The organism is Corynebacterium sp. UMB8791, from assembly GCF_054166365.1.
This window is the reverse complement of record NZ_JBSZCG010000103.1, coordinates 199,952-225,564: the sequence shown is the minus strand read 5'-3', so window position 1 is coordinate 225,564 and position 25,613 is coordinate 199,952. Positions and strand designations below refer to the sequence as shown.

The following is a 25,613-nucleotide window of genomic DNA, read 5'->3' as shown; positions in this document are numbered from 1 at the left end:
CGATGGACAGCCCGCCGCGCTGGCGTCGAAAAGAATGAATCTGGCGCAGCGGGATGGAGTCGACCGCACCGCGCGCCGAGCGGGCGAGGATGCGGCGGTCGGTGAGCAGGAAACGCTGGCGGCGGTGGCGAACCACCGGCAACACGAAGCGCCACACCGACAGCAGCGCCCACACCGCAACCACGATGTTGTGCGCCTGGGGGTTCACAAACGGGGTGACGTCCATCCAGCCGATGGCAATCCAGGCGATCCCGGTGATCACGATGAGCTCGAGCAACGGGAAAATGAGGCTCGTTAACGGCGGGTTCGTGTCGGCGAGGACGGTCTCGCCCTCTGCCAGCTGAAACTTCACCCGCGACTGTTGCACGGCACAGATCCTACTGTTTCGGCCGGAGGTGGTGCACATCTCCGACGCTGTACGCCGTGCCGTCGATGATCACTTCGCCCTCGTCGTTGACGCCATCGACGGTGCCAATCACCTCGCCGTCATGCAGCTCAATGCGCACGTGCTGCCCAATCGTGCTGCACACCTTACGGTAGTCGGCGAGCAGCTGCGGGTCGCGCTGCTGCCACTGCGCGAAACGCTCACCCATCGCGCACAGTACCTGCGTGGTGAAGTCCACGAAGTCGACGTCGATCCCCTCAAGGTTCAGCGCAGTCGCGGTGGGGATGGGCAGCTGCTCGCGCTCGAAGTTCACGTTGATGCCGATGCCGACGACCACGCGGCCGTCCGCCAGTCCGGAGAGAATCCCGGCGAGCTTCTTCCCGCCGATCTGCACGTCGTTCGGCCATTTGAGCTGGGCCTGTGGCACGACGTCGGTCACCGCGACGCCTGGCGCGATTGACAGCAGCCCGAACGGTGGCGGGTTGTCGTCGATGCGCAGCACCATGCTCATCGCCAGCTGCGCACCCTTCGGACTGACCCACTTGCGGCCGAGTCGCCCGCGCGACGCCGTCTGCTCCCCCGCGATGAGCACGGTGCCCGGCTCGCCTTTGTTGAGGAGATCGTCGTTCGTCGACCCGGTGGTTTCCACCCAGCGCACCACCGGCCAGTACTTTTCGACGCCCCGCTGGAGCCTGCTCAGTTCTTCAGCATTCATGTTGACCTAATCTAGCGCTACTGTTGGACCCATGACGATTCAACGTTTCCTCCGCAAGGCACTCATCCCGACGTTCGGGGTGGCCGGCATCCTGCACTTCATCAAACCAGAACCTTTCGACTCCATCGTTCCCGAGGCCCTCCCAGGTGAGGCCCGGACGTACACCTACGCGTCCGGCGCCGCGGAGTTGGCAGCTGCTGTGCTGCTGGCCGCGCCCAAGCTTGGCCCGGCGTCACATGCGGGACACCAGAAACGTGCGCCGAAGCTGCGCAAACTCGGTGGTGGCTTCGCAGCAGCGCTCTTGCTGGCCGTGTGGCCTGCGAACTTCGAGATGGCCCGCCAGTGGCGCAACAAGCCGTGGCAAAAGCAGGTGATCAGCATCGGTCGACTTCCGCTGCAGCTGCCGCTAATCTCAGCTGCGTGGAGCATTTTCAAGGACCCGAGCATGCGCTAAGCGCGTTGCCCGTGCCGTGTTAGCGTCCTGGCACCTGAAACATAAGGGCCCCGCCGCGCGATTTATAATGTGGTTTTCTTTCCGTGCTAGTTAGACTGAGGCGATATGGGCGATAAATCTTCTTCCAAACCTGACATGTCGACGACTGCAGGCCGCATCCAAGATCTGCGCAACCGGCTTGACGAGGCCCAGGCGCCGCTTGGCCAGGACGCGATCGACGCGGTCCACGAGGCCGGGGACCTGACCGCGCGTGAGCGTGTCGAGCGTTTGCTGGACGCGGGCTCCTTCGTGGAGGTCGACGCGCTGGCACGCCACCGCGTCGAGGCGTACAAGATGGACCGCACCAAGCCGTCGACGGATGGTGTCGTGGCCGGCTATGGCCTCATCGACGGCCGCCGCGTCTGCGTGTTCTCCCAGGATGCCACCATTTTCGACGGCGGTATCGGCGAGGTGTACGCCGAGAAGATCCTCAAAGTCTACGAGCTGGCCGCAAAGACTGGCGTGCCGGTGATCGGGTTCTACGACTCGCTCGGCCCGCGCTGGCAGGAGGGCGTCGTCACGGCGCATATGCAGGCGAAGATCCTGCGTGCCGCGACGCAGGCTTCTGGCCTGGTGCCGCAGATCGCCGTGGTTGCCGGTGAGGTGGCCACGCTTGCTGCCACCACCGTCCCACTGGCCGATATGCGCATCATGGTCGACGGCGCGAGCCTGCACCTAGCTGCGACCGATGTGGCTTCCAAGGTCGCTGGCAGCGAGGTGACCGCGGAGCAGCTCGGCGGCGCCGACGTCCACGCCGCGACCACTGGTGTGGCCAACATCCGCGTCAGCACCGATGAGCAGGCTGTCGACGAGGTGCGCAAGCTCATGAGCTACCTGCCGCTGAACAACCGCGCGGCTGCTCCCGTGGCTGACGCCGCAGAGGGCGCTGACGCCAGCGTGCTTGATTCCCTGGTTCCCGACGAGGACGCCCAGGCGTACGACATCACCACCGTCATCGAGACGATCACCGACGGCGACTTCTACGAGCTCGGCGGCGCCCACGCCGACAACGTCGTCACCGGCTTCGCACATATTGACGGTCGGGCGCTCGGCATCGTGGCCACGCAGCCAAGCGTGCTCGCCGGCTGCCTGAGCGCCGACGCAGCCCGAAAGGCCGCGCGCTTCATCCGCACCTGCGACGCCTTCAACCTGCCACTGCTGCACATCGTGGACTGCCCAGGCTTCGTCCCGACCGTCGAAGAGGAGCAGGCGGGCGCCCTGTCCGCTGCGTCCACGCTGGCGTACGCCTTCGCTGAGGCCCAGGTCGGCACCATCACGGTGATCACACGCAAGGCGCTCGGCACCGCCTACTCGGTGCTCGGCTCGAAGGGCCTGGGCGCTGACCTTGTCTTCGCGTGGCCGACCGCGCAGATCGCGCTGGCTGACGCACCGACGGCTGCTGAGGCGTTGGGCGTCGATACGCAGGCGTACGAGGAAGAAAACCTCAACCCCTACGTCGCTACCGAGCGCGGCCTTGTCGACGCCGTCATCGCACCTAGCGACACCCGCGCCCAGGTCGTGGAGGGCCTGCGCCTGCTGGAGCGCAAGGTTGTCTATCCGCCGCAGAAGAAGCACGGCAACCTGCCGCTGTAACCACGAAAGGAACGTATGTCTTCCCTCCCCTTCGACGTTGTGAAAGGCAACCCCTCCCCCGAGGAGGTCGAGGCGCTACGCCTCGTGCTGGAGCAACTGCAGCAGCAGGCCCAGGCCGCGAAGCGCGGGCAGCGCAACCTGTGGGGCGTAGCGCCTTCGCCGGTGCATGCGCCGACGCTGTTTAACCCGCTCGCGTTCTCCCCTTCGACGTACTCCTAAGCCATGCGGATTGTTCTCGCCTCGCAGTCGCCGTCGCGCCGAATGCTGCTCGAGCAGGGTGGCGTCAAGCCTGTGCTTCGGCCCGCCAACATCGACGAGGATGCGGTGATCGCCTCGCTTGCCGACGCCCCACCAGCGCACACCGTCGCCGCCCTCGCCCGCGCGAAGGCCGAGACCGTCGCCGGCGAGTTCCCGGATGACGTCGTGGTCGGCTGCGATTCCATGCTGCTCCTGGACGGTCAGCTGCTAGGCAAGCCGCACACCGTTGAGGCCACGATCGAGCGGTGGCGAGCACAGCGCGGCAAGACCGCAGAGCTGCTCACCGGCCACGCCGTCGCCTACAACGGCGAGTGGGTCACGGACACCGTGCGCACCACCATCCGCTTCGGCGAGGCGAGCGACGCCGACATCGTGGCCTACGCCAGCTCCGGTCAGCCTTTGCAGTGCGCGGGCGCGTTCACGCTAGAGGCACTCGGCTCCTGGTTTATTGACTCCATTGACGGCGACCCAACCAGCGTCATCGGCTTGTCGATGCCGCTGCTGCGGCGCTGCCTCTATCACTTCGGACTGGACGCGTCGGAGTTCTGGGTATCCTAGTCGGCATGAAGTTCAACGACATGCTTGCCCCTGACCCGATCCACCTCCCAGAAGACCCAGCCACCGGCTGCGATCTGCTCGCCGACGCCACCGCCGTCACACACCCTGACTCCCCCGCCGTGTGGGCCGCCCGCGCCGAGCGCGAGCTGGCAGACGGCGACACGATCGTCGCCTACGCGTACGCCCGCACCGGATACCACCGCTCACTCGACCGGCTGCGCGCCAACGGCTGGAAGGGCTGGGGCCCGGTTCCGGCCTCACACGAGGCGAACGTGCCGGTGCTCAAGGCTATCGCGATGCTCGCCCTGGCCTCCAAAGCAATTGGCGACGACGCCGAGTACGACCGCTGCCGCCAGATGCTTTCCGATGCCGACCCGGACAGCGTAACTACGCTGCTCTAAACCCCGGGCGGCGCCATGGCTCGTATGGCTAAACGCGACTAGGCGAACTTCGCCTCAACGCGCTTGATTGCCTCCTGCGCAACGAGCTCCTGGATGCCCATGTCGAGCTCGGAGGTAAAGCCAACGCAGGAGCAGTTGATCTCGCCGAGCACGTAGGTGTCCTCGCCGTTCTCGCCGTCGGCCAGCATGAAGTCCGCGGTCCAAACGAGCGGGATGTTGTCGCCGCCGAGGTTCTCGGCGATGACCGGGCGGGCCTCAGCGAACATGTCGATGAGCTCCTGCCATGCCTCTGGCTTGTCGTAGGTGTACGTTGCGCCGGAGAACAGGGTCGCGGAGAAGTTGTCGCCGCCCTCTGCTGGCTTCTTATGCACAACGAACACCGGGTGCGGTCCGACGAGCAGAATGCGGATCTCGCCCTCGACGATGCGTGGCATGAAGCGCATGTCCACCAGCATGCCGTTGTCGCCAACGATGTACTGGTTGCAGAAGGTCATGAACTCGCCGAGCTCGCGCGTCTCGGTGTGGTTGTCGACGGCCTCGGTGCAGCGGATCTTGGTGTCCAGCGGCAGCGCGGTGCCCGGCTCGACGGAGGCCGCGAGGTCCTCGTCAGCGATACGGACGCGCCAGATGCCTTCACCAGTTGAGCCACGGTTCTGCTTCAGCACGCGCTCGCCGTAGGACAGGGACGTCGGGAAGGTCTCGTGGAACGTCTCGACGTCGTAGTACGCGGCGGTGTCGGACGGGACGAGGTCGGTGTCCTTCAGCTTCACCAGGGCGTCCTTCGCGCCGTAGGCCATCATCTCGCCCGGCGTAGACATGCCGACCAGGCCCGCAACGGAGAGGCTGGTGAGCAGGTCGAAGTAGCCCTTCTCGCCGCCAGGGATGTTGCCTGGGTTCACGCGGGAGATGTAGCCGTCAAAGTTCTCGGAGACGTAGGTGTAGATCGCGTCTTTCCACTCGGGGCGGTAGAAGACAACTTCGGCGTGCCATCCCATAGCCTTGATCGCGTTGACGATCGGCATGGTGTCTTTCCGGTGTCCGTCGAAATACTTATCCGAGCCGCCCTCGACCTCGAATACGACGATAGCTTTATGCATGGGGCACCTTTCTAGTCATTGTCCCACCTTGTGGGTGGAAACGGGTGTCTGTATGTTCCAATTAGTAACTTTATTTGGCAGGATGAATTTTTCCGCACTCGCCTGGGAAAACGTGCCCAAGTTCACACCGCGTATAACCCCCGTGAATACACCCTGCGCACGCGAGTGACACCGCGCACACTGGACCCGTTTTTGCGGAATTTTGCGTCACCTATTTTCCTTGACATGTAGGGTGAGGGGCAGTAAGTAACTTCGCTCTGTGTTATTGGCCATTGCTATTGGAGGTTAACCCACCGTGGGCATCGAACTCGACGATCACTCGCAGTTTGCGAACTACGCACATCCGGAACGATTCGTGTCAGCCGCGTGGCTTTCTGCACGCTTGGGCATGCCGGGTCTGCGGGTGGTCGAAAGCGACGAGGACGCCTTCCTCTACGACATTGGGCACATCCCAGGCGCCGTCCGGATCGATTGGCACAACGACCTCAATGATCCTGTGCAGCGCGACTTTATCGACGGCGAGGCTTTCGCAGAACTCATGAGCGCGCGCGGCATCTCCCGCGACGATACCGTGGTGATCTACGGCGACCGCTCCAACTGGTGGGCCGCCTACACAGCGTGGGTCTTTGAGCTGTTCGGTCACCCGGATGTGCGCATCCTCGACGGCGGCCGCGACGCCTGGATGGGCGAAGAGCGCGATACCTCCTTCGCGGTGCCGGAGTATCCACGCACTGAGTACCCGGTAGTCGAGCGCCAGGACGCACCGCTTCGCACCTTCGCATCCGAGCTGCTGCAGGAAACACCCGCCCAGCTTATCGACGCCCGCTCGCCCGAGCATTACGCAGGAACAGAGGCGGCCGCACAGGATGGTGGCGTCGATACTCTGCGCCACGGGCACATCCCCGGCGCAGTGAACGTGCCGTGGGGCAACTCCGTGTTCCCGAACGCGCGCCTCAAGGGCAGGGATGACATTGCGCACGTCTATAAAGACTTCGACCCAGCTGCACCGACTGTGGTCTACTGCCAGCTCGGCGAAAGCGCGGCCCATACCTGGTTCGTGCTGAAGCACGTGCTCGGCTTCGAGTTGGTTTCCCTGTACGACGGCTCGTGGGCGGAGTGGGGAAACATGGTGCGTGTGCCAGTGGAGCGCGGCGAACGCTAAGATAGGAAAGGTTCGCTGCCCATCCCGCTGGGTTGTAACATAGGGTGGCAAAATCCGATATATTTCGGCAAAGCTCAGACTCTTTGAGAAAGACGGGATTTTTTGTGCCTATTCACAATCAGCAAGTGACCAAGGTGTTGGTTGCAAACCGCGGCGAGATCGCGGTGCGCATCATTCGTGCTGCCCAGGATGAAGGCATCGCGTCCGTTGCGGTGTACGCAGACAGCGACGCGGCCGCACCATATGTTTCCCTTGCCGATGAAGCGTTCGCCCTCGGCGGGGAAACCGCCGCAGAGACCTATCTGGACATGGCGAAGCTGCTCAAAGTGGCGGCGGATTCGGGCGCGGACGCCGTTCACCCCGGCTACGGTTTCCTCGCCGAAAACGCTGAATTCGCACAGAAAGTTATCGACGCCGGTTTGACCTGGATCGGCCCTTCCCCCGAGGCTATCGCCACGCTGGGTGACAAGGTGGCGGCCCGTGCGATCGCCGAAGCTGTCGACGCCCCGATGGCCCCCGGCACGAAACATCCGGTCGCAGACGAACAGGAAGTCCTTGCGTTCGCAGATGAGCACGGCCTCCCGATCGCGATTAAGGCCGCCTACGGCGGTGGCGGACGCGGTATGAAGGTCGCACATACGCGGGAAGAAATCCCGGAGCTGTTCGAGTCCGCGACCCGTGAGGCCATTGCCGCTTTCGGCCGCGGCGAGTGCTTCGTGGAGCGCTACCTGGATAAGGCTCGCCACGTTGAGGCGCAGGTGCTCGCGGACCAGCACGGCAACGTCGTGGTCGTGGGTACCCGCGACTGCTCGCTGCAGCGCCGCTTCCAGAAGCTTATCGAGGAAGCCCCTGCACCGTTCCTCACCGATGAGCAGCGCGAGCGCATTGAGCGCTCCGCCGAGGCGATCTGTAAGGAAGCCGGCTACTCGGGCGCAGGCACCGTAGAGTACCTGGTTGGCGCTGACGGCCTGGTGTCTTTCTTGGAAGTCAACACGCGCCTCCAGGTAGAGCACCCGGTCACTGAGCTGACCACCGACCTGGACTTGGTACGCGAGCAGTTCCGTATCGCCCGTGGCGAGCAGCTCAGCATCACGGAGACCCCAACGCCGCGCGGGCACGCATTTGAGTTCCGCATCAACGGCGAGGACCCAACCATCAACTTCATGCCTTCTCCTGGCCCGATCAACGTCTATCGCGAGCCAGCCGGGCCCGGCGTGCGCGTGGACTCCGGCGTGCGCGAAGGTTCGGCGATTAACGGTCAGTTTGACTCGATGCTGGCCAAGCTGATCGTGTACGGCGCAACGCGCGAGGAAGCGCTGAATCGTGCCCGCCGCGCGCTTGCGGAATACGTCGTCGAGGGCATCCCGACCGTGATCCCCTTCCACCGCGCAATGGTCGAGCACGACGCCTTTATCGGCGACGGCACCTCGTTCGACGTCTACACTCGCTGGATCGAAGAGGCCTGGGACGGCGAGATGCCAGCCGTCACCGCAGCTGATGGTGAAGTTGTGGAGGGCGAAGCAGGCGTCGATAAGCAGGTGTTTGCCGTGGAGGTTGACGGCCGCCGCATCGAGGTAGCCCTGCCTTCCGCACTCGTGCCCGGCGCGGGCCCTGCCCGTAAGCCGAAGAAGCGCCGCGCATCGGCCGCGAAGACCGCCGCATCCGGCGACGCCGTGACGGCGCCGATGCAGGGAACTTTAATCAAGGTCAACGTGGCAGAGGGCGACACCGTCGCTGAGGGCGACGTCCTCGTCGTGCTCGAGGCGATGAAGATGGAAAACCCGGTCAAGGCGCACAAGGATGGCGTCGTGACGGGCCTGGCCGCCGAGCAGGGCGCTCAAGCGGCCAAGGGCGCAACGCTCATGGAGTTGAAGTAGCCCATGGGCTTTCGTTTCCGCCGAGCCACCGAGTCCGACCGCACGTACCTCGAGCGCATTTACTTCCTCGCCGAGGCGCACGGTGATGAATCGAGCGAACTGTTCAGTGACTACCCCACCTACGCCGCAGGCTACATCGGGGACTGGGATCCGGAGCGCGACGGCGGCGTCATCGTCTACGACGCCCTCGGCGTACCGGCCGGGGCGATCTGGCTGCGGTTCTGGGAGGATGCCTCCGCCGTTGGGTGGGCTAACCTTGGGCCGGATATCCCCGAGTTCGCCATCGCGATTGAGGCCCGCGCGCAGGGCAAGGGCCTTTCACGCACGATGATTGAGCAGGCTTGCGAGCTCGCGCGCGACAAGGGTGCGCGACAGCTCGCTTTATCTGTCGACGCCGACAACCCCAAAGCGCGACACGTCTACGAGAAATTCGGCTTCCGGGATGTTACCGATGCCCCACACCCGGGCACGATGGTTATTGACCTCTAGCGGCTGCGATTGAGCGCCACGACTCGACGATGGAGACGATGTCGGGTGCCGCGGCGACGAGTACGCCCAACACGATTGCCAGCACGACTGGCAACACACCGCGCACTGCGGAGTCATCCTCGGAGGACAGCGAGTCGAGGCGCTTACCCAACTGCGCCCCTGCGTTCGCGGCCGTTTCTACTGGGCGCTCGGCGGTGTGCACCACGGGGCCGTCGATATGGAACCAGCGCTTGAGCACCTCGATTTCCTCATCGGTGCCGTAGTCGCGGCCGTCTTCCGGGTGAACCGCACGGGAAAGCCCGCGCACACCCGACGATGAGGAGATGTTGCTCACGCCCGAGTACGGCCCGATCACTCCTTTGCCTTCGACCCACACGGGTGCACCGGAGTCGCCTGCCTGGCCATCTGGGAGCGTGCTGAACACCGTGTTGCCGAGGCGCGCAGCGAACGAACCGCAGCGCTTCGCCTTCGTCACACCGCCGTATGTACACACGCGGTCCTTCGAGGTCAGCGTCGTGCCTGGGGAAATAAGGGTGTCTCCGCTGAGCCAGTTCGGGCCGAGGGCCACGCCGTCGTCCCAGACCACCATGGCCCAGTCGTTCGCGGTGTAGTCCTCCTCATCGCGGTACAGCGGCGAGGGGATAAACGTTCCGGTGAGGCCTTCGGCCCCCTTGACGGTGACACGGTCCCCGTTGCTCCCACAGTGGGCGCTGGTGTAGCTCACGCCCTGGTTTTTGTCATTCATCGCGACGGTGCATTTCACGTTGCTGCCAACAACAATCAAGCCGCCTTGCTGCACCACCGGCGCCGCGACCGCAGCCCCGTGCGAGATGCCAAGGGTCAACGCCACAGTGACGGCCCCGATGCCGCGTGCAGTTCCTCCTCGCATAGGCCACAGGGTACCGCACGGCCCTGGCTGCGCCTATCCGTAGTAGTCGCGTTACAGTGGCACCATGACACAAAACAAGTCGTTTACTCTACGCCAAGCCACCGAATCAGACCGCATGTACCTGCAGCGCCTGAACTTTCTTGCGGACGTATTCGGCGATGAAACCGCGCCCGTCGGACACGAGGAGCGCCTCGGGGTGACCGACTACGTGGACCACTGGGACCCGGAGCGCGACGGCGGCATTATCGCCTGCGATGAGTTCCGCACCCCCGCTGGCGGGGTGTGGCTGCGCTACTGGGATGACCCAGATGCAGGCCACGCAAACCTTGGACCCGACGTGCCGGAGCTCGCCATCGCGGTGGAACGCCGCTTCGCAGGCCACCGGCTCGGCTCGAAACTGCTACGCGCAGTCATTGAGCTTGCAGCGCAACAAGGCGCGCCCCGCGTCGCTCTCTGGGTTGATCCAGACAACGAGCGTGCGCGCCACCGTTACGAGCAGTTCGGCTTCACCACGGTTGCCGACGATGCCAATGTCATGGTGTTTGACTGCAACGTCGGCTAACTGCGGCGAAAAACCCTTTAGGAGATCACGACGACCAGGTCGCCGCCCTCCACCTTGGTTGCCTGCGTGAAGGCGACTCGCTCAATTGTGCCGTCCTTCGTCGCGGAGATCGCGGCCTCCATCTTCATCGCTTCGATAGAAGCAACCTGGTCGCCGGCCTTGACCTCGTCGCCAGGCTTGACGGTCACGTTCACCACACCAGCGAACGGTGCCGCAACGTGGCCTTCCTGCGACGGATCAGCCTTCTCCACCTCGGCGACTGTGGACTCGGCGTTCTCGTCCCTGACCTGCATCGGGCGGATCTGGCCGTTCACCGTCAAGATGACCTGGCGCATGCCCTTCTCATCGGGCTCGCCCACGGCGTCAAGGTTGACCACGAGCGGCGGCAGGTGATCCTCGAGCTCGCCATACCAGATCATCGTCTCCTCGCCCTCAACGAGGCCGTAGAAGAAAGTGCGGTCCGACAGGTGGTCCGTGATGCCGTAGGTGCGGCGGTGCTCCAGGAACTCCTTGTACTGCTTCGGGAACAGCAGCTGGTCCAGCGCAGCACGGCGAGTCACGTGCTCCTCGGAATCAAGGTCACCAGCGAGCTCTTCCGGCACGTCCACCGTGTGGTCGACTTCCTGGCGGTCCTCGAGCGCCTTGTCGCGCAGCAGCGGCCAGCCACCTGGAGGCGTACCCAGCTCACCCTGCAGGAAGCCGATGACGGACTCAGGGATGTCGTACTTGCGCGGGTTCTCCGCGAAGTCCTTCGGGTCCACGCCCGCACCCACCAGGTGCAGCGCAAGGTCACCGACAACCTTCGACGACGGCGTGACCTTCGTCGGGCGACCGAGGATCTCGTTCACCGCGGCATAGTAGTCCTCGATGAGCTCGAAGCGGTTGCCCAGGCCCAGCGCCTTCGCCTGCGTACGCAGGTTGGAAAGCTGACCGCCCGGGATTTCGTGCTTGTACACGCGACCAGTCGGGCCAGGAATACCAGATTCAAACGGAGCGTAGACCTGGCGCACGGCCTCCCAGTACGGCTCGAGGTCGCTGACAGCCTGTAGGTCAATGCCGGTGTCACGCTCGGTGTTCGCGAACGCAGCAACGAGTGCGGACAGCGACGGCTGCGAGGTAGTACCCGCCAGCGGTGCCGACGCCACGTCCACAATGTCCGCGCCAGCATTTGCGGCCGCCAGGTAGGTCGCCAGCTGGCCGCCAGCCGTGTCGTGGGTGTGCACGTGGACAGGCAGGTCGAAGCGCTCGCGCAGCGCCTTGACCAGTTTCGCGGCAGCGCCCGGACGCATCAGGCCGGCCATATCCTTGATCGCCAGGACGTGCGCGCCGGCGTCGACAATCTCTTCGGCCAGACGCAGGTAGTAGTCCAGCGTGTAGATGTCCTCGGCGGGGTCGAGCAGGTTGCCTGAGTACGCCATCGCGACCTCGGCGACGGTGGTGTTGGTTTCCAGGACGGCCTCGATGGCGGGGCGCATCTGGGAGACGTCGTTGAGTGCATCGAAGATGCGGAAGATGTCAATGCCTGACGACGCCGCTTCGTTCACGAACGCCTTCGTCACCGAATCTGGGTACGGCGTGTAGCCCACGGTGTTGCGGCCGCGCAACAGCATCTGGATATTCACGTTCGGGATGGCTTCACGCAGGGCGTCGAGACGCATCCACGGAGACTCGTGCAGGAAGCGCATGCCCACGTCGTAGGTGGCGCCGCCCCACGCCTCCACAGAGGCGAGCTGTGGCGTCATGTGGCCGACGTGCTTCGCCGCAGCGACCAGCGTGTTCGTACGGATGCGGGTTGCCAGCAGCGACTGGTGCGCATCGCGGAACGTCGTCTCGGTCACGCCAAGCGCTGTCTGGTTGCGGATCTTTTCCGCCCACTTCGTCGGGCCGAGCTCCAGCAGGTCGTCGCGGGAGCCGCGTGGCAGGTCGCCGTAGTCGAACTCCGGCAGTTTCTTCGAAGGACGAATCGAGGTCGGGCGTGGGCCGTTTGGCTTATTGACGGTCACGTTCGCCAGGTAGTCGAGGATCTTGCCTGCATCGTCAGCCGCGGCAGGAGCCTCAAGCAAGAACGGGTGATCGTTGATAAAGCCGGTGTTGATGCGCTTGAAGCGGAAGTCCTCGTCGGACAGCAGCGCGCGCAGGAAGCCAATATTGGTGGAGACACCGGTGACGGTGAACTCATTGAGCGCGCGTAGTGCGCGGTCGACGGCGACCTGGAAGTTACGGCCACGGCACGTCATCTTCACAAGCAGGGAGTCGAAGTTCGGGGTGATCTCGGTACCGACGTTTGCGGAGCCGTCGAGACGCACACCCGCGCCACCCGGGGAGCTGTAGCCGGTGATCACGCCGGAGTCCGGACGGAATCCGTTGTTCGGGTCCTCCGTGGTGATGCGGCACTGCAGCGCCGCACCGTTCATCTCGATGAGGTCCTGGGTCAGGTGCACGTCCTCGAGCTTCGCGCCCGCAGCGATGTACATCTGGTTCTTCACGATGTCCACGCCGGTGATTTCCTCGGTGACGGTGTGCTCCACCTGGACACGCGGGTTCATCTCAATGAAGACGTGGTTGCCCTGCTCATCAACGAGGAACTCGACGGTACCGGCGCCCTCGTAGTTGATCTCCTTACAGAAGTTCACCGCGTCCTGGCAGATGCGCTCACGCTGTTCCTGCGTGATGTGCTGTGCCGGAGCGATTTCGACGACCTTCTGGTGACGGCGCTGCAGCGAGCAGTCGCGCTCAAACAGGTGCACCACGTTGCCGTAGGAGTCCGCCATGATCTGCACCTCAATGTGCTGCGGGCGGATGACCGCTCGCTCGAGGTACACGTGGCCGTCGCCAAACGCTGCCTCCGCCTCGCGGGATGCCTCTGCCGCGAGGCGCTCGACATCTTCGATCTTCTCGATGAAGCGCATACCGCGCCCACCACCACCGGCGACTGCCTTGACGAAGACCGGGAAGGTGAATTCCTTCGCAATCTCGGCGAGCTCCGCCGGGTCAGTTGACGGCTCGGAGTCCTTCAACGTCGGCAGCCCGGCGCGCTCAGCAGCGTGCACAGCGGCCGCCTTGTCACCAGTCAGCTCAAGCGCCTCTGGGCTTGGGCCGATGAACTTAATGCCGTTGTCGCGGCAAGCGCGCGCAAGGTCTGCGCGCTCCGAGAGGAACCCATAGCCCGGGTAAATTGCATCGGCGCCGGTCTCTTTCGCCGCACGGATAATTTCGTCGATGTCCAGGTACGCCTTGACTGGCTGGCCCTCAACACCAATTCGTACGGCTTCGTCGGCGAACGGTCGGTGGTAGGACTTTCGGTCCTCGCGCGGGTACACCGCGACAGTTTTTGCGCCAGTCTCAAATGCTGCGCGGAAGGCACGAACCGCGATTTCGCCACGGTTTGCTACCAAGATCTTTTTGAATGCCGGGAGGTCATTCAGGGGGAGCTGCTCCATCGATGCAATCCTTCCATACTGTGACATACGTGACAGTTTGAATGTTATTTGGTTGGCCTGACAATCCTAACGCAGGTTGGCGCCACACCACGGGAAAATGCACAATTGCATCTGTTCCCATAGCGATTACCCCCCAAGTTGGGGTCAGCGGTCAACGCCTCTCATATAAAAACAAACAAAACGGATGGTCCGCCCCAAAGGCAGACCACCCGTCGTTCTGGCTTACTGCGGCTGGTAGGTGCCGTCCAGGTGACGCTCCTCCGGGCCGTTGTACGCGGACAGTGGGCGGATCAGCGAGTTGTTCTCGTACTGCTCAATGATGTGCGCGGTCCAGCCGGTGATGCGGCTCATCACGAACAGCGGCGTGAAGAACTCGATGTCAAAGCCCAGGATGTAGTAGGACGGGCCGGACGGGAAGTCCAGGTTCGGGCGGATGTTGATGGACGTGTTCTCGTACATCGTCTTCGCCATGATGTCGTAGATTTCCACCCACTTCTCGGCGCCCTGGTCCTTGTGCTCCGCGGCGAGCTTCTTGAACGCTGCCTCCATGGTCGGCACGCGCGAGTCGCCCTTCTTGTACACGCGGTGGCCGAAGCCCATGACGAGCTCCTTGTTCTTCAGCTTGTTCAGGCACCACTGCTCCGCGTTTGCTGGGTCGTCGATTTCCTTCATGTGGTGCATGACGAACTCGTTCGCGCCACCGTGCAGCGGGCCCTTCAGTGCGCCGATCGCCGCGGTGATCGCAGACCAGGCGTCGGACTGCGTCGAGGTCACCGTGCGGGCGGTGAACGTGGAGGCGTTGAAGGAGTGCTCCGCGTAGAGAATCATGGTCTTCTCGAATGCCTCGATATCCGACGGGATGGTTGCCGGGGACCCTTCTTCGTCGCCGAAGACCATCCAGAGGAAGTTCTCCGAGAAGCCCTTGTCCTTGCTCGGGGCGATGTAGCCCTTGCCCTGGCGGCGGCGAATGTCGGTGGCCACGATGGTCGGCAGCTTCGCCAGCAGCTCGGTACCGATCTTGCGGATGTGGTCAGCATCCGGGGTGAACTTGTACTCGTCGCGGGTGCCCAGGAAGGACACTGCGGTGCGCAGCACGTCCATCGGGTGGCAGTCCTTCGGCAGGTAGTTAATGACCTGGATGAGCTCCTCATCGATGTCGCGGTTGTTCATACATCCGAGGCGGAACTCCTCCGCGCCCGACTTGTCAGGCAGCTCGCCGTGCCAAAGCAGGTACGCAACCTCTTCGAAGGTGCAGTGCTCTGCCAGCTCGTGGACCGGGTAACCGTAGTACAGCAGGGAGTTCGTCTCAGGGTTGACCTTGGAGATTGCGGTGTAGTCCGCAACGACGCCGGCGAGGCCCTTCTTGATTTCTTGAGTGGTCATGGGATGAAGTCCTTTCGGGATAGGGATTGGGTTAGGGATGCGGGATAGGGATTACTCGAATGTGGACGAGTAGGTGTCCTTAGAATATGTGAAGACGGACTGGTCGAACTGGTTGAAGTCTTCGTACTTGACCAGCTCGTATAGGCGGGACCTGTGCTGCATGCGGTCCAACCACGGCTCCTGCGTGCCGGTTTCCGCGATATCGCGGAGCATGGCCTCGGTCTGCCCCATTGCGAGGCGGAACGTGGTCACCGGCCAGATCACCGCGTTATAGCCGAGGTCCTGCAAGGTTCCGGCGGAGAGCAGCTTGGTCTTACCGAACTCCGTCATGTTCGCCAGCAGCGGGATATCGACGGCCTTGCGGAAGGTCTCGAAGTCCTTCTCGGTATAGAGTGCCTCCGTAAAGATAAGGTCCGCGCCGGCATCTGCGTAAGCCTTGGCCCGCTCGATTGCGGAGTCGATGCCCTCGATGCCAGCTGCGTCGGTACGCGCGCAGATGACGAATGCATCGTCGTGGCGCTCCTTTACTGCGGCGCTGATGCGTCGCACCATCAGGTCACGCGGCACTACTTCCTTGCCGTCGAGGTGCCCGCAGCGCTTCGGGTTCACCTGGTCCTCCAGGTGCAGCGAGGCAAGCCCCGCGGCCTCGAACTCAGCCACGGTGCGTGCTGCGGACATCGGTTCGCCGAAGCCGGTGTCGGCGTCGATAAGCACTGGAAGGTTCGTGGCGCGGGCGATCTGGCCACCGCGCTGCGCGACCTCCGTCAGTGTGGTCAGCCCAATATCCGGCAGGCCTAGGTCGTTGGCGAGTACCGCGCCGGAGACGTAGACACCTTCGAAGCCACCGATGTCCTCGATGAGTCGAGCCGTCAGCGGATTGAACGCGCCGGGCAGTTTTGTAATTTCCGCGGACTCGAGTGAGGCCCGCAGCGCCAGTCGGCGCTCATTTGGCGTTGTATCAGGAACAAACATCTTAGAAAATCCCTCCTGGGATCTGAGGAGCATTGGCTTGCGCGTCCGCGTTCACCTTGATGTTGAGCTTGCTCAAGTCGGTGAGCTGCTCGAGGTTCTGCACGTCTTCAAGGAAACGGTCCTGCTCTTCCTTATCGACGATCCCCTCCGCCAGCGTGCGGAACTTCTGGATGTACTGCTCACGGGCAAACGGGCGTGCCCCCAGTGGGTGAGCGTCCGCCACGGCCATCTCATCCTCGATGACGGTGCCGTCGTTGAAGGTGATGACGGCCTTTGCGCCGAACGCCTTCTCGGCCGGATCCTGCGAGTGGTAGCGACGCGTCCACTCCGGGTCCTCCACCGTGGAGATCTTGTGCCACAGCGTGATCGTCTCAGGGCGATTCGCACGCTCAGGAGCGTAGGAATCGACGTGGTGCCACGTGCCGTCCTCGAGCGCTACGGCGAAGATGTACATGATCGAGTGGTCGAGGGTCTCGCGCGACGCCTTCGGGTCCATCTTCTGCGGGTCGTTCGCGCCGGTGCCGATGACGTAGTGCGTGTGGTGCGAGGTGTGCAGCACGATCGACTCAATATCGGCGGTGGACTTACCGGCATCCGCGATGGCCTGTTTCATGCGGCGCGCCAGGTCGATTGGGGCCTGCGACTGGTACTCAGCCGAATGCTCCTTGGTGTAGGTATCCAGGATTGCGCGCTTTGCCTCACCGTCTGCAGGCAGTGGCACCACGTAGGTGCGTTCTGGGGAGTGCAGCATCCAGGCGATGAAGCCGTCCTCGCCCTCCCAAATCGGAGCGGGTGCACCCTCGCCGCGCATCGCGCGGTCAACAGCCTCGATGCCCATCTTGCCCGCGAATGCCGGGGCGGACGCCTTCCAAGAAGAGATGAGGCCCTTGCGGGACTGGCGCGTCGCCGTCGTAGTGTGCAGCGCCTGGCCAACCGCCTGGTAGATGGTGTCAATGTCCAGGTTCAGCATGGTGCCCAGACCCGCCGCAACAGATGGGCCGAGGTGCGCCACGTGGTCAATCTTCCACTCGTGCAGGCAAATACCCTTGACCAGGTTGACCTGGATCTCGTAACCGGTCGCGATACCACGGATCAGCGCCTTACCGTCGAGGCCCTTGTGCTGTGCTACTGCGAGGATCGGCGGAATGTTGTCGCCCGGGTGGGAGTACTCCGCCGCGAGGAAGGTGTCGTGGAAGTCCAGCTCGCGGACCGCGGTACCGTTGGCGAATGCGGCCCACTCTGCGGAGTAGGAGCCGTCGACACCAAAGATCTGCGCACCGCCTTCGGAAACTGGATGTGCCTCTGCCATCACGCGAGCGGTGGCGACTGGGCGGCGACCGTAGGAAGCGACGGCGACCGAGGCGTTATCGATAATGCGGTTGATGATCATCTCAGTCGTATCAGCTGGAACCTCGACTGGGTCTGCTGCAACCTTGGCGATCTTGTATGCGAGGTGCTCTTCAATCGGGAAATCTTCTGCCGAACGGTGCGTGCGCACGTTGTGTTCGATCATCTTGGCTCCTTCGTCTTCGTTGTAGTTCCGCTACCGCGAAACCTCGTTGATGTTGCAGCTCATATTAGGGAGCTAAATGTGATGCGGGCCATGATTTTTGCATGTAAACTTCTGCGTACAAATTCTGCTACTTGTGCAAATTCTGTTAACTACGCAGTACACGCACACAAAATGGGAGACAGGTACGATGGCAAAGCTGTACGCGGGGGCAAAGATACAGACGCTCCGCCGTGAACTCGAACTCACACAAGGCGAAATGGCCCGCCGCATCGACATCTCAACGAGCTACCTCAACCAGCTCGAAAACGACCAGCGCCCGCTCACCGTCAGCGTGCTCCTCCAACTCACCCACGCGTTTCAGCTCTCCACCACGTTCTTCTCCCCCGATGAAGACCAACGCGTGGTCAACGAGCTTTCCGAGCTACTCCCCGACGTACCGCAGCCGAAACTGCACGAGTTCGCACAGCGCTTCCCCGACATCGCCAACTCCTTACGGGCACTGCCTTCACCCGAGACCACCGACTCCGAACACCCCCACGCACTCGTGCGCGAATTCTTCCAGAACCACAAGAACTACTTCCACGAGCTCGACGTTGCTGCCGAGCAGCTCGCAGCGCACGCCGCGAACCGGCAACTGCGACTGACACGCCTCGCGGCAACCTTCGACAGGGAATACGGCATCCAAGTGCGCTTCAACCAATACGCCCACGGCCCCCGCTCGACCCTGCAGCACGACCAGCGCGAGATCCGCCTACGCACCGGACTCACCGAGTCCCAGCAGTGCTTTGAACTCGCCTACCACTACGGCCGCACCGCCTTCGCGGAGCTCATCGACGAGTACGTCCGCGACACTTTCGACGAATCGACACAGCCCGAGCCCGTCCAGCTCGCACGCCACGGGCTGGCGCAGTACTTCGCCGCCGCTGTCACCATGCCCTACGCCGAGCTCCTCCAAGCTGCCGAAGAAACCCGCTACGACATCGACGTCATCTCCGCACGCTTCGGCACTGGTTTCGAGTCAACCTGCCAGCGCCTCGCGACGTTGCAGCGCCCCGGCGCAGAGGCGATTCCGTTCGTCTTCGTGCGCACCGACCGGGCAGGCAACATTTCGAAGCGGCAGTCTTCGACAGCCTTCCACTTCTCGCGCCACGGTGGGGGCTGCCCGTTGTGGGTCGTGCACCGCGCGTTTGAAACTTCGAATAGAGTGACGCGTCAGGTCGCCGTCATGCCAGACGGGCGGACCTACCTATGGATTGCGCGGATGGTGCAGGGCCCCGTCGTAGGATTCGACTCCCCGCGCCGGGAGCACGCGGTGGTGCTGGGCTGCGATATCGCGTTCGCCCAGCGCATGATTTACGCCAACGGGCTGAACATCTCCCCCGAATCGGCAACACAAATCGGCCCCGGCTGCGCTACCTGCCCACGAACATCCTGTCCGCAGCGAGCATTTCCGGGGCCACCTAGTTCTAGCCCGAGCGCTAGTCCAGATCAGACTTAGAGATCAGCCTGCGTGCCGCCTCCGTAATCGAACCGGACAGGGACGGGTACACCGCCATCGAATTCGCCAGCTGACGCACAGTCAGGTCGTTGGCTACCGCGATGGTCAGCGATAGAATCAGCTCGGAGGCAGTCGGTGCGACAATCACGCCGCCGAGTACCTGGCCGGAGCCCTTGCGGGCGAAGATCTTCACAAAACCGTGCTGGAGGGAACGCATCTTTGCGCGAGGGTTCGTCGCCAAGTCTAGCTTGTAGATGTCCGCGTCAACCTCGCCGTCGGTGATCTGCTGCTGCGTCACACCAACCGCGGCGATCTCCGGGCGGGTAAAGACCGCGTTGCCCACCGTCTTCAGGCGCACCGGTGACACGCCCTCGCCCAACGCGTGGTCGACCGCAATGCGGCCCTGCTGCGCCGCGACCGATGCCAGCGGCATCAGGTCGCTACAGTCACCCGCAGCGTAAATACCTGCAACGTTGGTACGCGACACACGGTCAACAATGATGTGGCCCGACGGGGCGACTTCCACACCGGCCGCCTCCAGGTTGAGGTCCGCCGTGTTCGGAATCGAACCAATGGACATCATCACGTGCGAACCGGCGATCTCGCGCCCGTCCGTCGTGCGCACAACCACGCCGTCGCCAGTGTTCGTCACCGACTCCACGCGAGCGTGCTTCTCCAAGTGGACGCCACGGCCCGCGAGCACCTCCTCGAGCACGTCAGCGGCATCGGCGTCATCGTGCGGCAGGATGCGGTCACGCGAAGCAACCATGGTCACCTCGACGCCCAGCTCAGCGAACGCAGAAACAAACTCAGCACCGGTCACACCGGAACCGACCACGATCAGGTGCGTCGGCATCTCCTGCAGGCTGTACATCTGACGCCAGTTCAGGATGCGCTCGCCGTCCGGCTCAGCGTCCGGCAGCACGCGCGGGTTCGCGCCGGTGCACACCAGCACCATGTCGCAATCAATAATCTCGGTGTCTTTGCCCTCGCAGTGCACCTCCACGCGGTGCGTGGTGTGACCGTGCTGTTGGTCCGTAAAACGAGCGCGCCCCTGGATAAGGCGCACGCCACGCTGCTCCAACTGCTTAGCGATGTCACTGGACTGCTTATCAGCCAGCGCGATCACGCGCGCGTTCAGGGCGGTCAGCGAAAGCTGGGCTTCCCCAAGCCCGTGGTTGAGCCCCATGTCGTCTGCACGGCGAAGGTCCGTCTTAATGTTGGCGCCGGCGATAAAGCTCTTCGAAGGAACAACGTCCTTGCGGATAGCGGAGCCGCCCAAACCATTGTCTTCCACAATGGTGATATCGGCCCCGTACTTTGATGCAACCAGCGCAGCCTCGTAACCAGCTGGCCCTCCGCCAATGATGACGATCTTCTTCGACACCTACATACTCCTCAACGGTCTTCGTCGTTCGCACAAATACCTGGCTAGTCTACACGGCCGCCCACGGCTTCGTTACCAACCAAAAGTTGCACTAGCTGAGGTTTTCGGCGTACTTTTCGACGACCCCTCCGAACAAACGCACCCCAACTTCAAGTGCTCGCTCATCAATATCAAGGTTGCCTTGGTGCAGGTCCTGCATCTCTCCCTCACCGCTCCAGGCACCGAGCCGAAACATCGACCCGGGGACGTGCTCCAGGTACCAAGAGAAGTCCTCCCCGCCCGAGGACTGCGGCGCGGTCACCACCGCGTGTGGGTCAATCCTGCGTCCTGCCTGCACCCCGATCGCCGTCGCGGCGTCATCGTTGAGCACCGGTGGCACGCCCCGCATGTAGTCGAGGTGGTACGTGCACCCGGTCGGTGCGACGACGAGGTCAATCAGGTCAGTGACCAGATCTTCGAGGATCCGCCACGTCCCGATATCCGCTGTCCGCAACGTGCCCAGTAGCTCGCCTGTCTTCGGGATCGCGTTCGCCGCGTCGCCCGACTCGACGTGCCCGAACACCAACACCGTGCCCGTACGTGGGTCGACCCGGCGCGACAGCAGCGCCGGCAACTGCGTAATCAGCGCCCCGAGCGCGTAGACCACGTCCGCCGAAAGCTGCGGGCGAGAGGTGTGGCCGCCAGGCCCGTTGACCGTAATGCGCAGCACGTCCGACGCCGAGGTAATCGCGCCCGTGCGCACACCGATCTGGCCTACGCGCAGTTTCGGTTCGGCGTGGAGGGCGTAAATGCTCGCGACATCCTGCAGCGCGCCCCACTCGATCACGTCGAGCGCACCGCCGTTCATCACTTCTTCCGCCGGCTGGAAGATGATGCGTACGCCGAGCGGCAGCTGGACCGTCGATAAGGCGCACGCCAGCGCGAGCACCACCGTCGTATGCACGTCGTGGCCGCACGAGTGGGAAACGCCCGGGTGCTGGGATGCGAACGGCAGGCCGGTTTGCTCCGGCACTTTCAAGGCGTCGATGTCGCCGCGGAACGCGAGCCGCTTGCCGTCCTTTGGGCCCAGGTCAACGTAGAGCCCCGTGCCGGGGAAGAGGACGGGCTCCAAGCCGTGCTCACGCAGCACCTTCGCGATGAACTCGGTGGTGGCGAACTCTTGGTTGGAAAGCTCCGGGTAGGAGTGGAAGTGACGGCGCCACTCCACCATTGTCGAGTGATGTTCCTTCACCCATTGGTCTACCGCGCGCGCAATTCCTCCGGCCGTCATCGTGTATGTTCACCCTTCACCCAGCATTTGTGCGCGTGGCTCCCACTGCGCCTTATTGTGGCACTGATTCTACGCTCATCTCCGCCGAATCTTGTGACTGGTCGTGTTCGTCCACCTGCTCCTCGTCTGCTGGAAGCAGCTGCAGCGGCGAAACATCGAGCGCGGCAGCGATCCGGTAGATCGTCGAAAGCGTGGGGTCAGCAGCCCTATTCCTGTTGTAGCTATTGCGCTCCAGGTTCGAGAGCAACGAACGAGAGATCCCCGCCCGCTCCGCCAGGTACGCCTGCGATAGCCCCTGCATTGTTCGCAGCGCGCGGATCTTCTCCCCTAACGCAAACGCATAGCTGGCCCAGTACTGGTCCGAATCCACGTCCGAAAAACGTGCGCCAAGACTCCCCTGAAAGAACACGTATACCCCCTCGTGTACGTAACAAACTTCCGGTGATTATATCCGACGCACGTTACTTTGACTAGAGGTCAATATTGCGTGGCCCGTACAACCTATCTCCGGCGTCGCCGAGGCCCGGCACGATGTACGCGTCCTCGTTGAGTCCTGGGTCAATGACGGCGGTGATCAGTCGCACCGATCCGCCGTGCTGCTTCAGCTTGTCGACGCCCGGCTGCGCACTGACCATGCACACACAAGTAATGTCGTCTGCCCCACGGCCTTCCAACAGTTCAATCGCGTGGATGAGGGAACCTCCCGTGGCCAGCATCGGGTCAACCAAGAACACCGGCTGTCCCGACAGGTCGTCGGGCAGCGCCTCGAGGTATGGAACCGGCTCGTGCGTCTTCTCGTCGCGCGCCATGCCGATGAAGCCGACCTGCGCGTCCGGGATCATGGACAACGCCGGGTCAATCATTCCGAGGCCGGCACGGATGATCGGAACAATAATTGGGGGCTTTTCCAAGCGAACGCCGGTGGCTGTTGCAACCGGCGTTTTGGTTTCAAAGGTTTCGGTTTTCAGGTCACGCGACGCCTCATAAATCAGCATCGCGCCTAGGTCAGCGAGTGCGGCACGAAACGCGGTGTTGTCGCTTCGCTCATCGCGCATCAGTGTCAGACGGGAGGCTGCTAGGGGGTGGTCAACAACGGTAATTTCCATGATTCACATGGTAATTGAAATTCGGAGGGAACCGTTTACTGACTCTGTGCGTCCAACCTCTTATGACTACTTTCGCTTTTGACCAATCAACGATCCATTCGCACGCTGACTCGCTACGCGACGACGCCGCTGCGCTCCAACCACTGCCAAACGTTCCGGTTTCCAATGTGTGGCCGCTCGCGGAGTTCAGCCAGGCGCTCTCGCAGGCCGTGGAGCAGGAAAACGCGAGAAGCGAGGCTTTGAGTGAGGAAGCAAGCCGCGTCGCTTTCGCGATGCTCCTGGCTGTAAAAGCGGCCATCAGCGTTGATGAGCGATTCAGCAACCTTCTTCAGGCGGTGTTGTGATGGCTGCACTGGCTGCGGGCATTGACCCGATCGCGGCAGCGCAGCTCATTCTGCGACACGTCCCTGCCCCACTTCCCCAACTCCCATTCCTGTCCACTCCAGATTTTTCCGCCATCGAGCCCCTTGCCGCGTTCGTAGGGGCGCACCCTGCGGGCCAGACGCTGCGCAATGCTGCGAACCTGCTGGGGAAAGATCGCGACACCATTGTGAAGATGTTCGGCCAGGCAAGCAGCCTCGTGTTCTTTGCCGCCAAAGACCTGAGCAATATCGTGGTTGACCTCATCCGAGACACCCAGCCGCTCATCCCACTGTTGCTCAACCCTGCAACTGCGATCGGAGCGGGGATCAAGATCGCCGCCCAGGTCGCGTGGGCGGTCACCCAGGCTGGGCTCACGCTCAACGGGCTGGCGAACGACCTCGCACCACTGGCCAAGCAACTCTCGGAGATCGTGGCACACGCAGCGAGCCAACCCGCTATTGCCGCATCCTCGCAAGCAAAAGCCGCCATGTACGAGCTCGAGCGCCACATCACAGCCCGCGAACTCCCTCACGCTAAGAACGAGGTCACCCAGCTCGCCGCCGTTCAGCAGGCGGGACCTCCTCCCTCCCGGGGTGGCTCGGCAACTGGTGAAGCTGCGGTCGCGGCGGCGAAACAACAGCTCGGCACACGGTACGCGTGGGGTGGATCTGCGCCCGGCGGGTTCGACTGCTCCGGGCTGACAAGCTGGGCGTATCGGCAGGCCGGTGTGGAGCTGCCACGCCTAGCCCAAGAGCAAAATATCGGGCAACAGGTCCGCTACGAGGATCTGCAACCGGGCGACCTCGCGGTGTGGGATGGACACGTTGCCATGTACGCCGGTGACGGGATGCTCATCGAAGCTGGCGACCCAGTTCAGATGAACCCGGTGCGAACAGAAAACATGGGAATGGCCTTCAAAGGTTTCTGGCGTCCAACAGCGTGATAGATTTGCTGCATGATTACCCGTGCTATTTTGCCCGTCAAGCTTTCACTGACCGACGGCGATTTCTACACCCTGTGGGCGCCAACCTGGAAGGAGCACGGCTCCGAGTGGCAGGCCTTTTTCGGCGATGAAAACTCGGTGCTCGTCTTCGAATCTCCCGAGGCGCTGCTCGCATATGTCAATAACACGCCGAAGCATGACCTGGCGGACCACCCCAAGTGGGAGCAGTTTTCCAACCAGGGCGACGACCGTGTGGTGCCGAATGACAAGCAGTACTTCGACATCATTGGTGCACCGGAGTTGCTGGCTGGCCGCCCAAGCCACGAGAACGTCTCGCACCTGTCCCGCGTGTTGCAGATTTCGCGCTCCCTCGCGGAGGTAGCGGCGGCAGAGCCAGCACTGATCTTCTTCGCCTCCCACTCGATTTTGGGCAACGTCAACCGCGGCTCTGATCACTACCAGGGTGAGAACGGCCTGGACGAGTGGTCTGGTGTCGGCCGCGTCGTGCTGGCGAACTGGGAAGAGGTAGTCAAATCCCTCGACGAGTCGGTCCGCGTAGTGAAGACGGACTCCATCGACGCGGCAGCGGTCAGCGCCGCTGCCGCAGCTATCGAGGCCGCGCAAAAGGCCCGCGAAGAGGCGCAGCAGCAAGCCAGCGAGGCCGAGCGTGCTGAGCAGGAGGCGCAAGACCCATACGACAACTCCGCGTGGGCACGTGCCGGAATCGACCCAGTGAAGGTTTCCATCCAGGGCAAGAGCGTCTACACGTTGCGCACCTACTTGGGCTCCAACCCAGTATTCCTGGGCAAGTACGGTGAAATCTTCACGTTCCCGTCCACCAAACACCTTGGACGCTGGATTATCGAGAACGATGACCACGACCTCGCCGCAGTAGCAACCTGGCCTGACCTGGTTACCCTGGCCAACGCTGGTGAGCTCGAGGTCACCGTCCACCCGGACAACTCCTACTCCTTCAACGGCATCGCGCAGGACATCAAGCAGGGCGTCGATAGCGTCGATACCAAGCAGATGGCGAAGGCCTACGAGCTGCTTGCCGACGCCGCCGACTGGGCCAAGGACGACTCGCTCAACTCATTCCTCCTGGCAAACCCACGCATGCAGGACTACCTGGCGTACATGCTGGGCTCCACCGAAGCCGCAGGCTACGTCCCATCCGCACCGTTTACGGATAAGGCTGAGGCGTGGAACGAGATGGAGCTGCAGCTCATCAAGCGCTTCTCCAAGTTCTAGTCGCAGCC

General features: G+C 63.0%; 25 protein-coding genes. 13 read left to right on the top strand and 12 right to left on the bottom strand.

Annotated elements, in window-relative coordinates; all coding sequences use genetic code 11:
• Both ACXIUA_RS03910 and ACXIUA_RS03905 read right to left on the bottom strand, forming a co-directional pair.
• The coding region (locus ACXIUA_RS03910) for a hypothetical protein (protein ID WP_457976163.1) at positions 1 to 367 on the bottom strand (367 nt) is incomplete at its 3' end.
• 10 nt (positions 368 to 377) lie between these two features.
• A complete protein-coding gene (locus ACXIUA_RS03905) occupies positions 378 to 1,100 on the bottom strand; it encodes a biotin--[acetyl-CoA-carboxylase] ligase (protein WP_256020707.1) in 723 nt (240 codons plus the stop codon).
• 31 nt (positions 1,101 to 1,131) lie between these two features.
• Between ACXIUA_RS03905 and ACXIUA_RS03900 the strand changes: the two genes are divergently transcribed.
• The 5 genes from ACXIUA_RS03900 to ACXIUA_RS03880 all read left to right on the top strand — a co-directional run bounded on the left by ACXIUA_RS03900 (position 1,132) and on the right by ACXIUA_RS03880 (position 4,403).
• On the top strand, positions 1,132 to 1,554 hold the full coding sequence (locus tag ACXIUA_RS03900; protein ID WP_288792129.1) for a DoxX family protein: 423 nt from the start codon (positions 1,132 to 1,134) through the stop codon (positions 1,552 to 1,554).
• A gap of 105 nt (positions 1,555 to 1,659) precedes the next feature.
• Positions 1,660 to 3,186, top strand: coding sequence for an acyl-CoA carboxylase subunit beta (locus tag ACXIUA_RS03895; RefSeq protein WP_457976162.1), 1,527 nt, complete (start codon positions 1,660 to 1,662; stop codon positions 3,184 to 3,186).
• Positions 3,187 to 3,201: 15 nt separating this feature from the next.
• Entirely contained in the window at positions 3,202 to 3,405 is a 204-nt protein-coding gene (locus tag ACXIUA_RS03890) for an acyl-CoA carboxylase subunit epsilon (protein ID WP_070362979.1), read from the top strand.
• A 3-nt stretch (positions 3,406 to 3,408) separates the two neighbouring features.
• Positions 3,409 to 4,002 (top strand): Maf family protein, encoded by a 594-nt coding sequence (locus tag ACXIUA_RS03885; protein WP_284817647.1) that lies wholly within the window; start codon positions 3,409 to 3,411, stop codon positions 4,000 to 4,002.
• Between the two features lie 5 nt (positions 4,003 to 4,007).
• On the top strand, positions 4,008 to 4,403 hold the full coding sequence (locus tag ACXIUA_RS03880) for a DUF3151 domain-containing protein (RefSeq protein ID WP_457976161.1): 396 nt from the start codon (positions 4,008 to 4,010) through the stop codon (positions 4,401 to 4,403).
• Positions 4,404 to 4,441: 38 nt separating this feature from the next.
• On the opposite strand, the gene ACXIUA_RS03875 is transcribed toward ACXIUA_RS03880, so the two are convergent.
• On the bottom strand, positions 4,442 to 5,500 hold the full coding sequence (locus ACXIUA_RS03875; RefSeq protein WP_070975890.1) for a Cj0069 family protein: 1,059 nt from the start codon (positions 5,498 to 5,500) through the stop codon (positions 4,442 to 4,444).
• Between the two features lie 295 nt (positions 5,501 to 5,795).
• Here ACXIUA_RS03875 and ACXIUA_RS03870 point away from each other — a divergent pair, with 295 nt between their 5' ends.
• From ACXIUA_RS03870 to ACXIUA_RS03860, 3 genes are all read left to right on the top strand, one after another.
• Positions 5,796 to 6,662: a sulfurtransferase gene (locus ACXIUA_RS03870; protein WP_457976160.1), complete on the top strand. Its 867-nt coding sequence runs from the start codon at positions 5,796 to 5,798 to the stop codon at positions 6,660 to 6,662.
• 104 nt (positions 6,663 to 6,766) lie between these two features.
• On the top strand, positions 6,767 to 8,539 hold the full coding sequence (locus tag ACXIUA_RS03865; RefSeq protein ID WP_457976159.1) for an acetyl/propionyl/methylcrotonyl-CoA carboxylase subunit alpha: 1,773 nt from the start codon (positions 6,767 to 6,769) through the stop codon (positions 8,537 to 8,539).
• A 3-nt stretch (positions 8,540 to 8,542) separates the two neighbouring features.
• Positions 8,543 to 9,028 (top strand): N-acetyltransferase family protein, encoded by a 486-nt coding sequence (locus tag ACXIUA_RS03860; RefSeq protein WP_457976158.1) that lies wholly within the window; start codon positions 8,543 to 8,545, stop codon positions 9,026 to 9,028.
• Here ACXIUA_RS03860 and ACXIUA_RS03855 read toward each other — a convergent pair.
• Positions 9,015 to 9,917: a hypothetical protein gene (locus ACXIUA_RS03855; RefSeq protein WP_457976157.1), complete on the bottom strand. Its 903-nt coding sequence runs from the start codon at positions 9,915 to 9,917 to the stop codon at positions 9,015 to 9,017. The genes ACXIUA_RS03860 and ACXIUA_RS03855 overlap by 14 nt on opposite strands.
• 64 nt (positions 9,918 to 9,981) lie before the next feature.
• Here ACXIUA_RS03855 and ACXIUA_RS03850 point away from each other — a divergent pair, with 64 nt between their 5' ends.
• Positions 9,982 to 10,479: a GNAT family N-acetyltransferase gene (locus tag ACXIUA_RS03850; protein ID WP_070975880.1), complete on the top strand. Its 498-nt coding sequence runs from the start codon at positions 9,982 to 9,984 to the stop codon at positions 10,477 to 10,479.
• Between the two features lie 17 nt (positions 10,480 to 10,496).
• Here the strand turns inward: ACXIUA_RS03850 and ACXIUA_RS03845 are convergent, their stop codons facing one another.
• From ACXIUA_RS03845 to prpD, 4 genes are all read right to left on the bottom strand, one after another.
• Entirely contained in the window at positions 10,497 to 13,946 is a 3,450-nt protein-coding gene (locus ACXIUA_RS03845) for a pyruvate carboxylase (protein ID WP_457976156.1), read from the bottom strand.
• A gap of 195 nt (positions 13,947 to 14,141) precedes the next feature.
• Entirely contained in the window at positions 14,142 to 15,302 is a 1,161-nt protein-coding gene (locus tag ACXIUA_RS03840) for a bifunctional 2-methylcitrate synthase/citrate synthase (protein ID WP_070362990.1), read from the bottom strand.
• A gap of 51 nt (positions 15,303 to 15,353) precedes the next feature.
• Positions 15,354 to 16,274 carry a methylisocitrate lyase gene (prpB, locus tag ACXIUA_RS03835; protein ID WP_457976155.1) on the bottom strand — a complete coding sequence of 307 codons (921 nt, stop codon included), beginning with the start codon at positions 16,272 to 16,274 and terminating at the stop codon, positions 15,354 to 15,356.
• Between the two features lies 1 nt (position 16,275).
• Positions 16,276 to 17,787, bottom strand: coding sequence for a 2-methylcitrate dehydratase PrpD (gene prpD, locus ACXIUA_RS03830; protein ID WP_457976154.1), 1,512 nt, complete (start codon positions 17,785 to 17,787; stop codon positions 16,276 to 16,278).
• Positions 17,788 to 17,974: 187 nt separating this feature from the next.
• Between prpD and ACXIUA_RS03825 the strand changes: the two genes are divergently transcribed.
• Positions 17,975 to 19,285 carry a helix-turn-helix domain-containing protein gene (locus ACXIUA_RS03825; protein WP_457976153.1) on the top strand — a complete coding sequence of 437 codons (1,311 nt, stop codon included), beginning with the start codon at positions 17,975 to 17,977 and terminating at the stop codon, positions 19,283 to 19,285.
• On the opposite strand, the gene ACXIUA_RS03820 is transcribed toward ACXIUA_RS03825, so the two are convergent.
• The 4 genes from ACXIUA_RS03820 to upp form a co-directional block, all read right to left on the bottom strand.
• Positions 19,266 to 20,672 carry an NAD(P)H-quinone dehydrogenase gene (locus ACXIUA_RS03820; RefSeq protein WP_457976152.1) on the bottom strand — a complete coding sequence of 469 codons (1,407 nt, stop codon included), beginning with the start codon at positions 20,670 to 20,672 and terminating at the stop codon, positions 19,266 to 19,268. The genes ACXIUA_RS03825 and ACXIUA_RS03820 overlap by 20 nt on opposite strands.
• Positions 20,673 to 20,763: 91 nt before the next feature.
• Positions 20,764 to 21,942, bottom strand: a complete 1,179-nt coding sequence (locus ACXIUA_RS03815; protein WP_070477658.1) for an amidohydrolase — start codon at positions 21,940 to 21,942, stop codon at positions 20,764 to 20,766.
• Positions 21,943 to 21,994: 52 nt separating this feature from the next.
• Positions 21,995 to 22,312 (bottom strand): helix-turn-helix domain-containing protein, encoded by a 318-nt coding sequence (locus tag ACXIUA_RS03810; protein WP_256007745.1) that lies wholly within the window; start codon positions 22,310 to 22,312, stop codon positions 21,995 to 21,997.
• A gap of 100 nt (positions 22,313 to 22,412) precedes the next feature.
• Positions 22,413 to 23,048 (bottom strand): uracil phosphoribosyltransferase, encoded by a 636-nt coding sequence (gene upp, locus ACXIUA_RS03805; RefSeq protein ID WP_070477655.1) that lies wholly within the window; start codon positions 23,046 to 23,048, stop codon positions 22,413 to 22,415.
• Positions 23,049 to 23,110: 62 nt separating this feature from the next.
• Here upp and ACXIUA_RS03800 point away from each other — a divergent pair, with 62 nt between their 5' ends.
• Genes ACXIUA_RS03800 through ACXIUA_RS03790 form a run of 3 tightly spaced genes read left to right on the top strand, consistent with a single transcriptional unit; the run spans position 23,111 to position 25,605 of the window.
• Positions 23,111 to 23,392, top strand: coding sequence for a hypothetical protein (locus ACXIUA_RS03800; protein WP_457976151.1), 282 nt, complete (start codon positions 23,111 to 23,113; stop codon positions 23,390 to 23,392).
• A complete protein-coding gene (locus tag ACXIUA_RS03795; RefSeq protein ID WP_457976150.1) occupies positions 23,392 to 24,354 on the top strand; it encodes a C40 family peptidase in 963 nt (320 codons plus the stop codon). The genes ACXIUA_RS03800 and ACXIUA_RS03795 overlap by 1 nt, the downstream gene beginning before the upstream one ends.
• 12 nt (positions 24,355 to 24,366) lie before the next feature.
• Positions 24,367 to 25,605, top strand: coding sequence for a hypothetical protein (locus tag ACXIUA_RS03790; RefSeq protein WP_256059608.1), 1,239 nt, complete (start codon positions 24,367 to 24,369; stop codon positions 25,603 to 25,605).
• Positions 25,606 to 25,613: the final 8 nt, after the last annotated feature.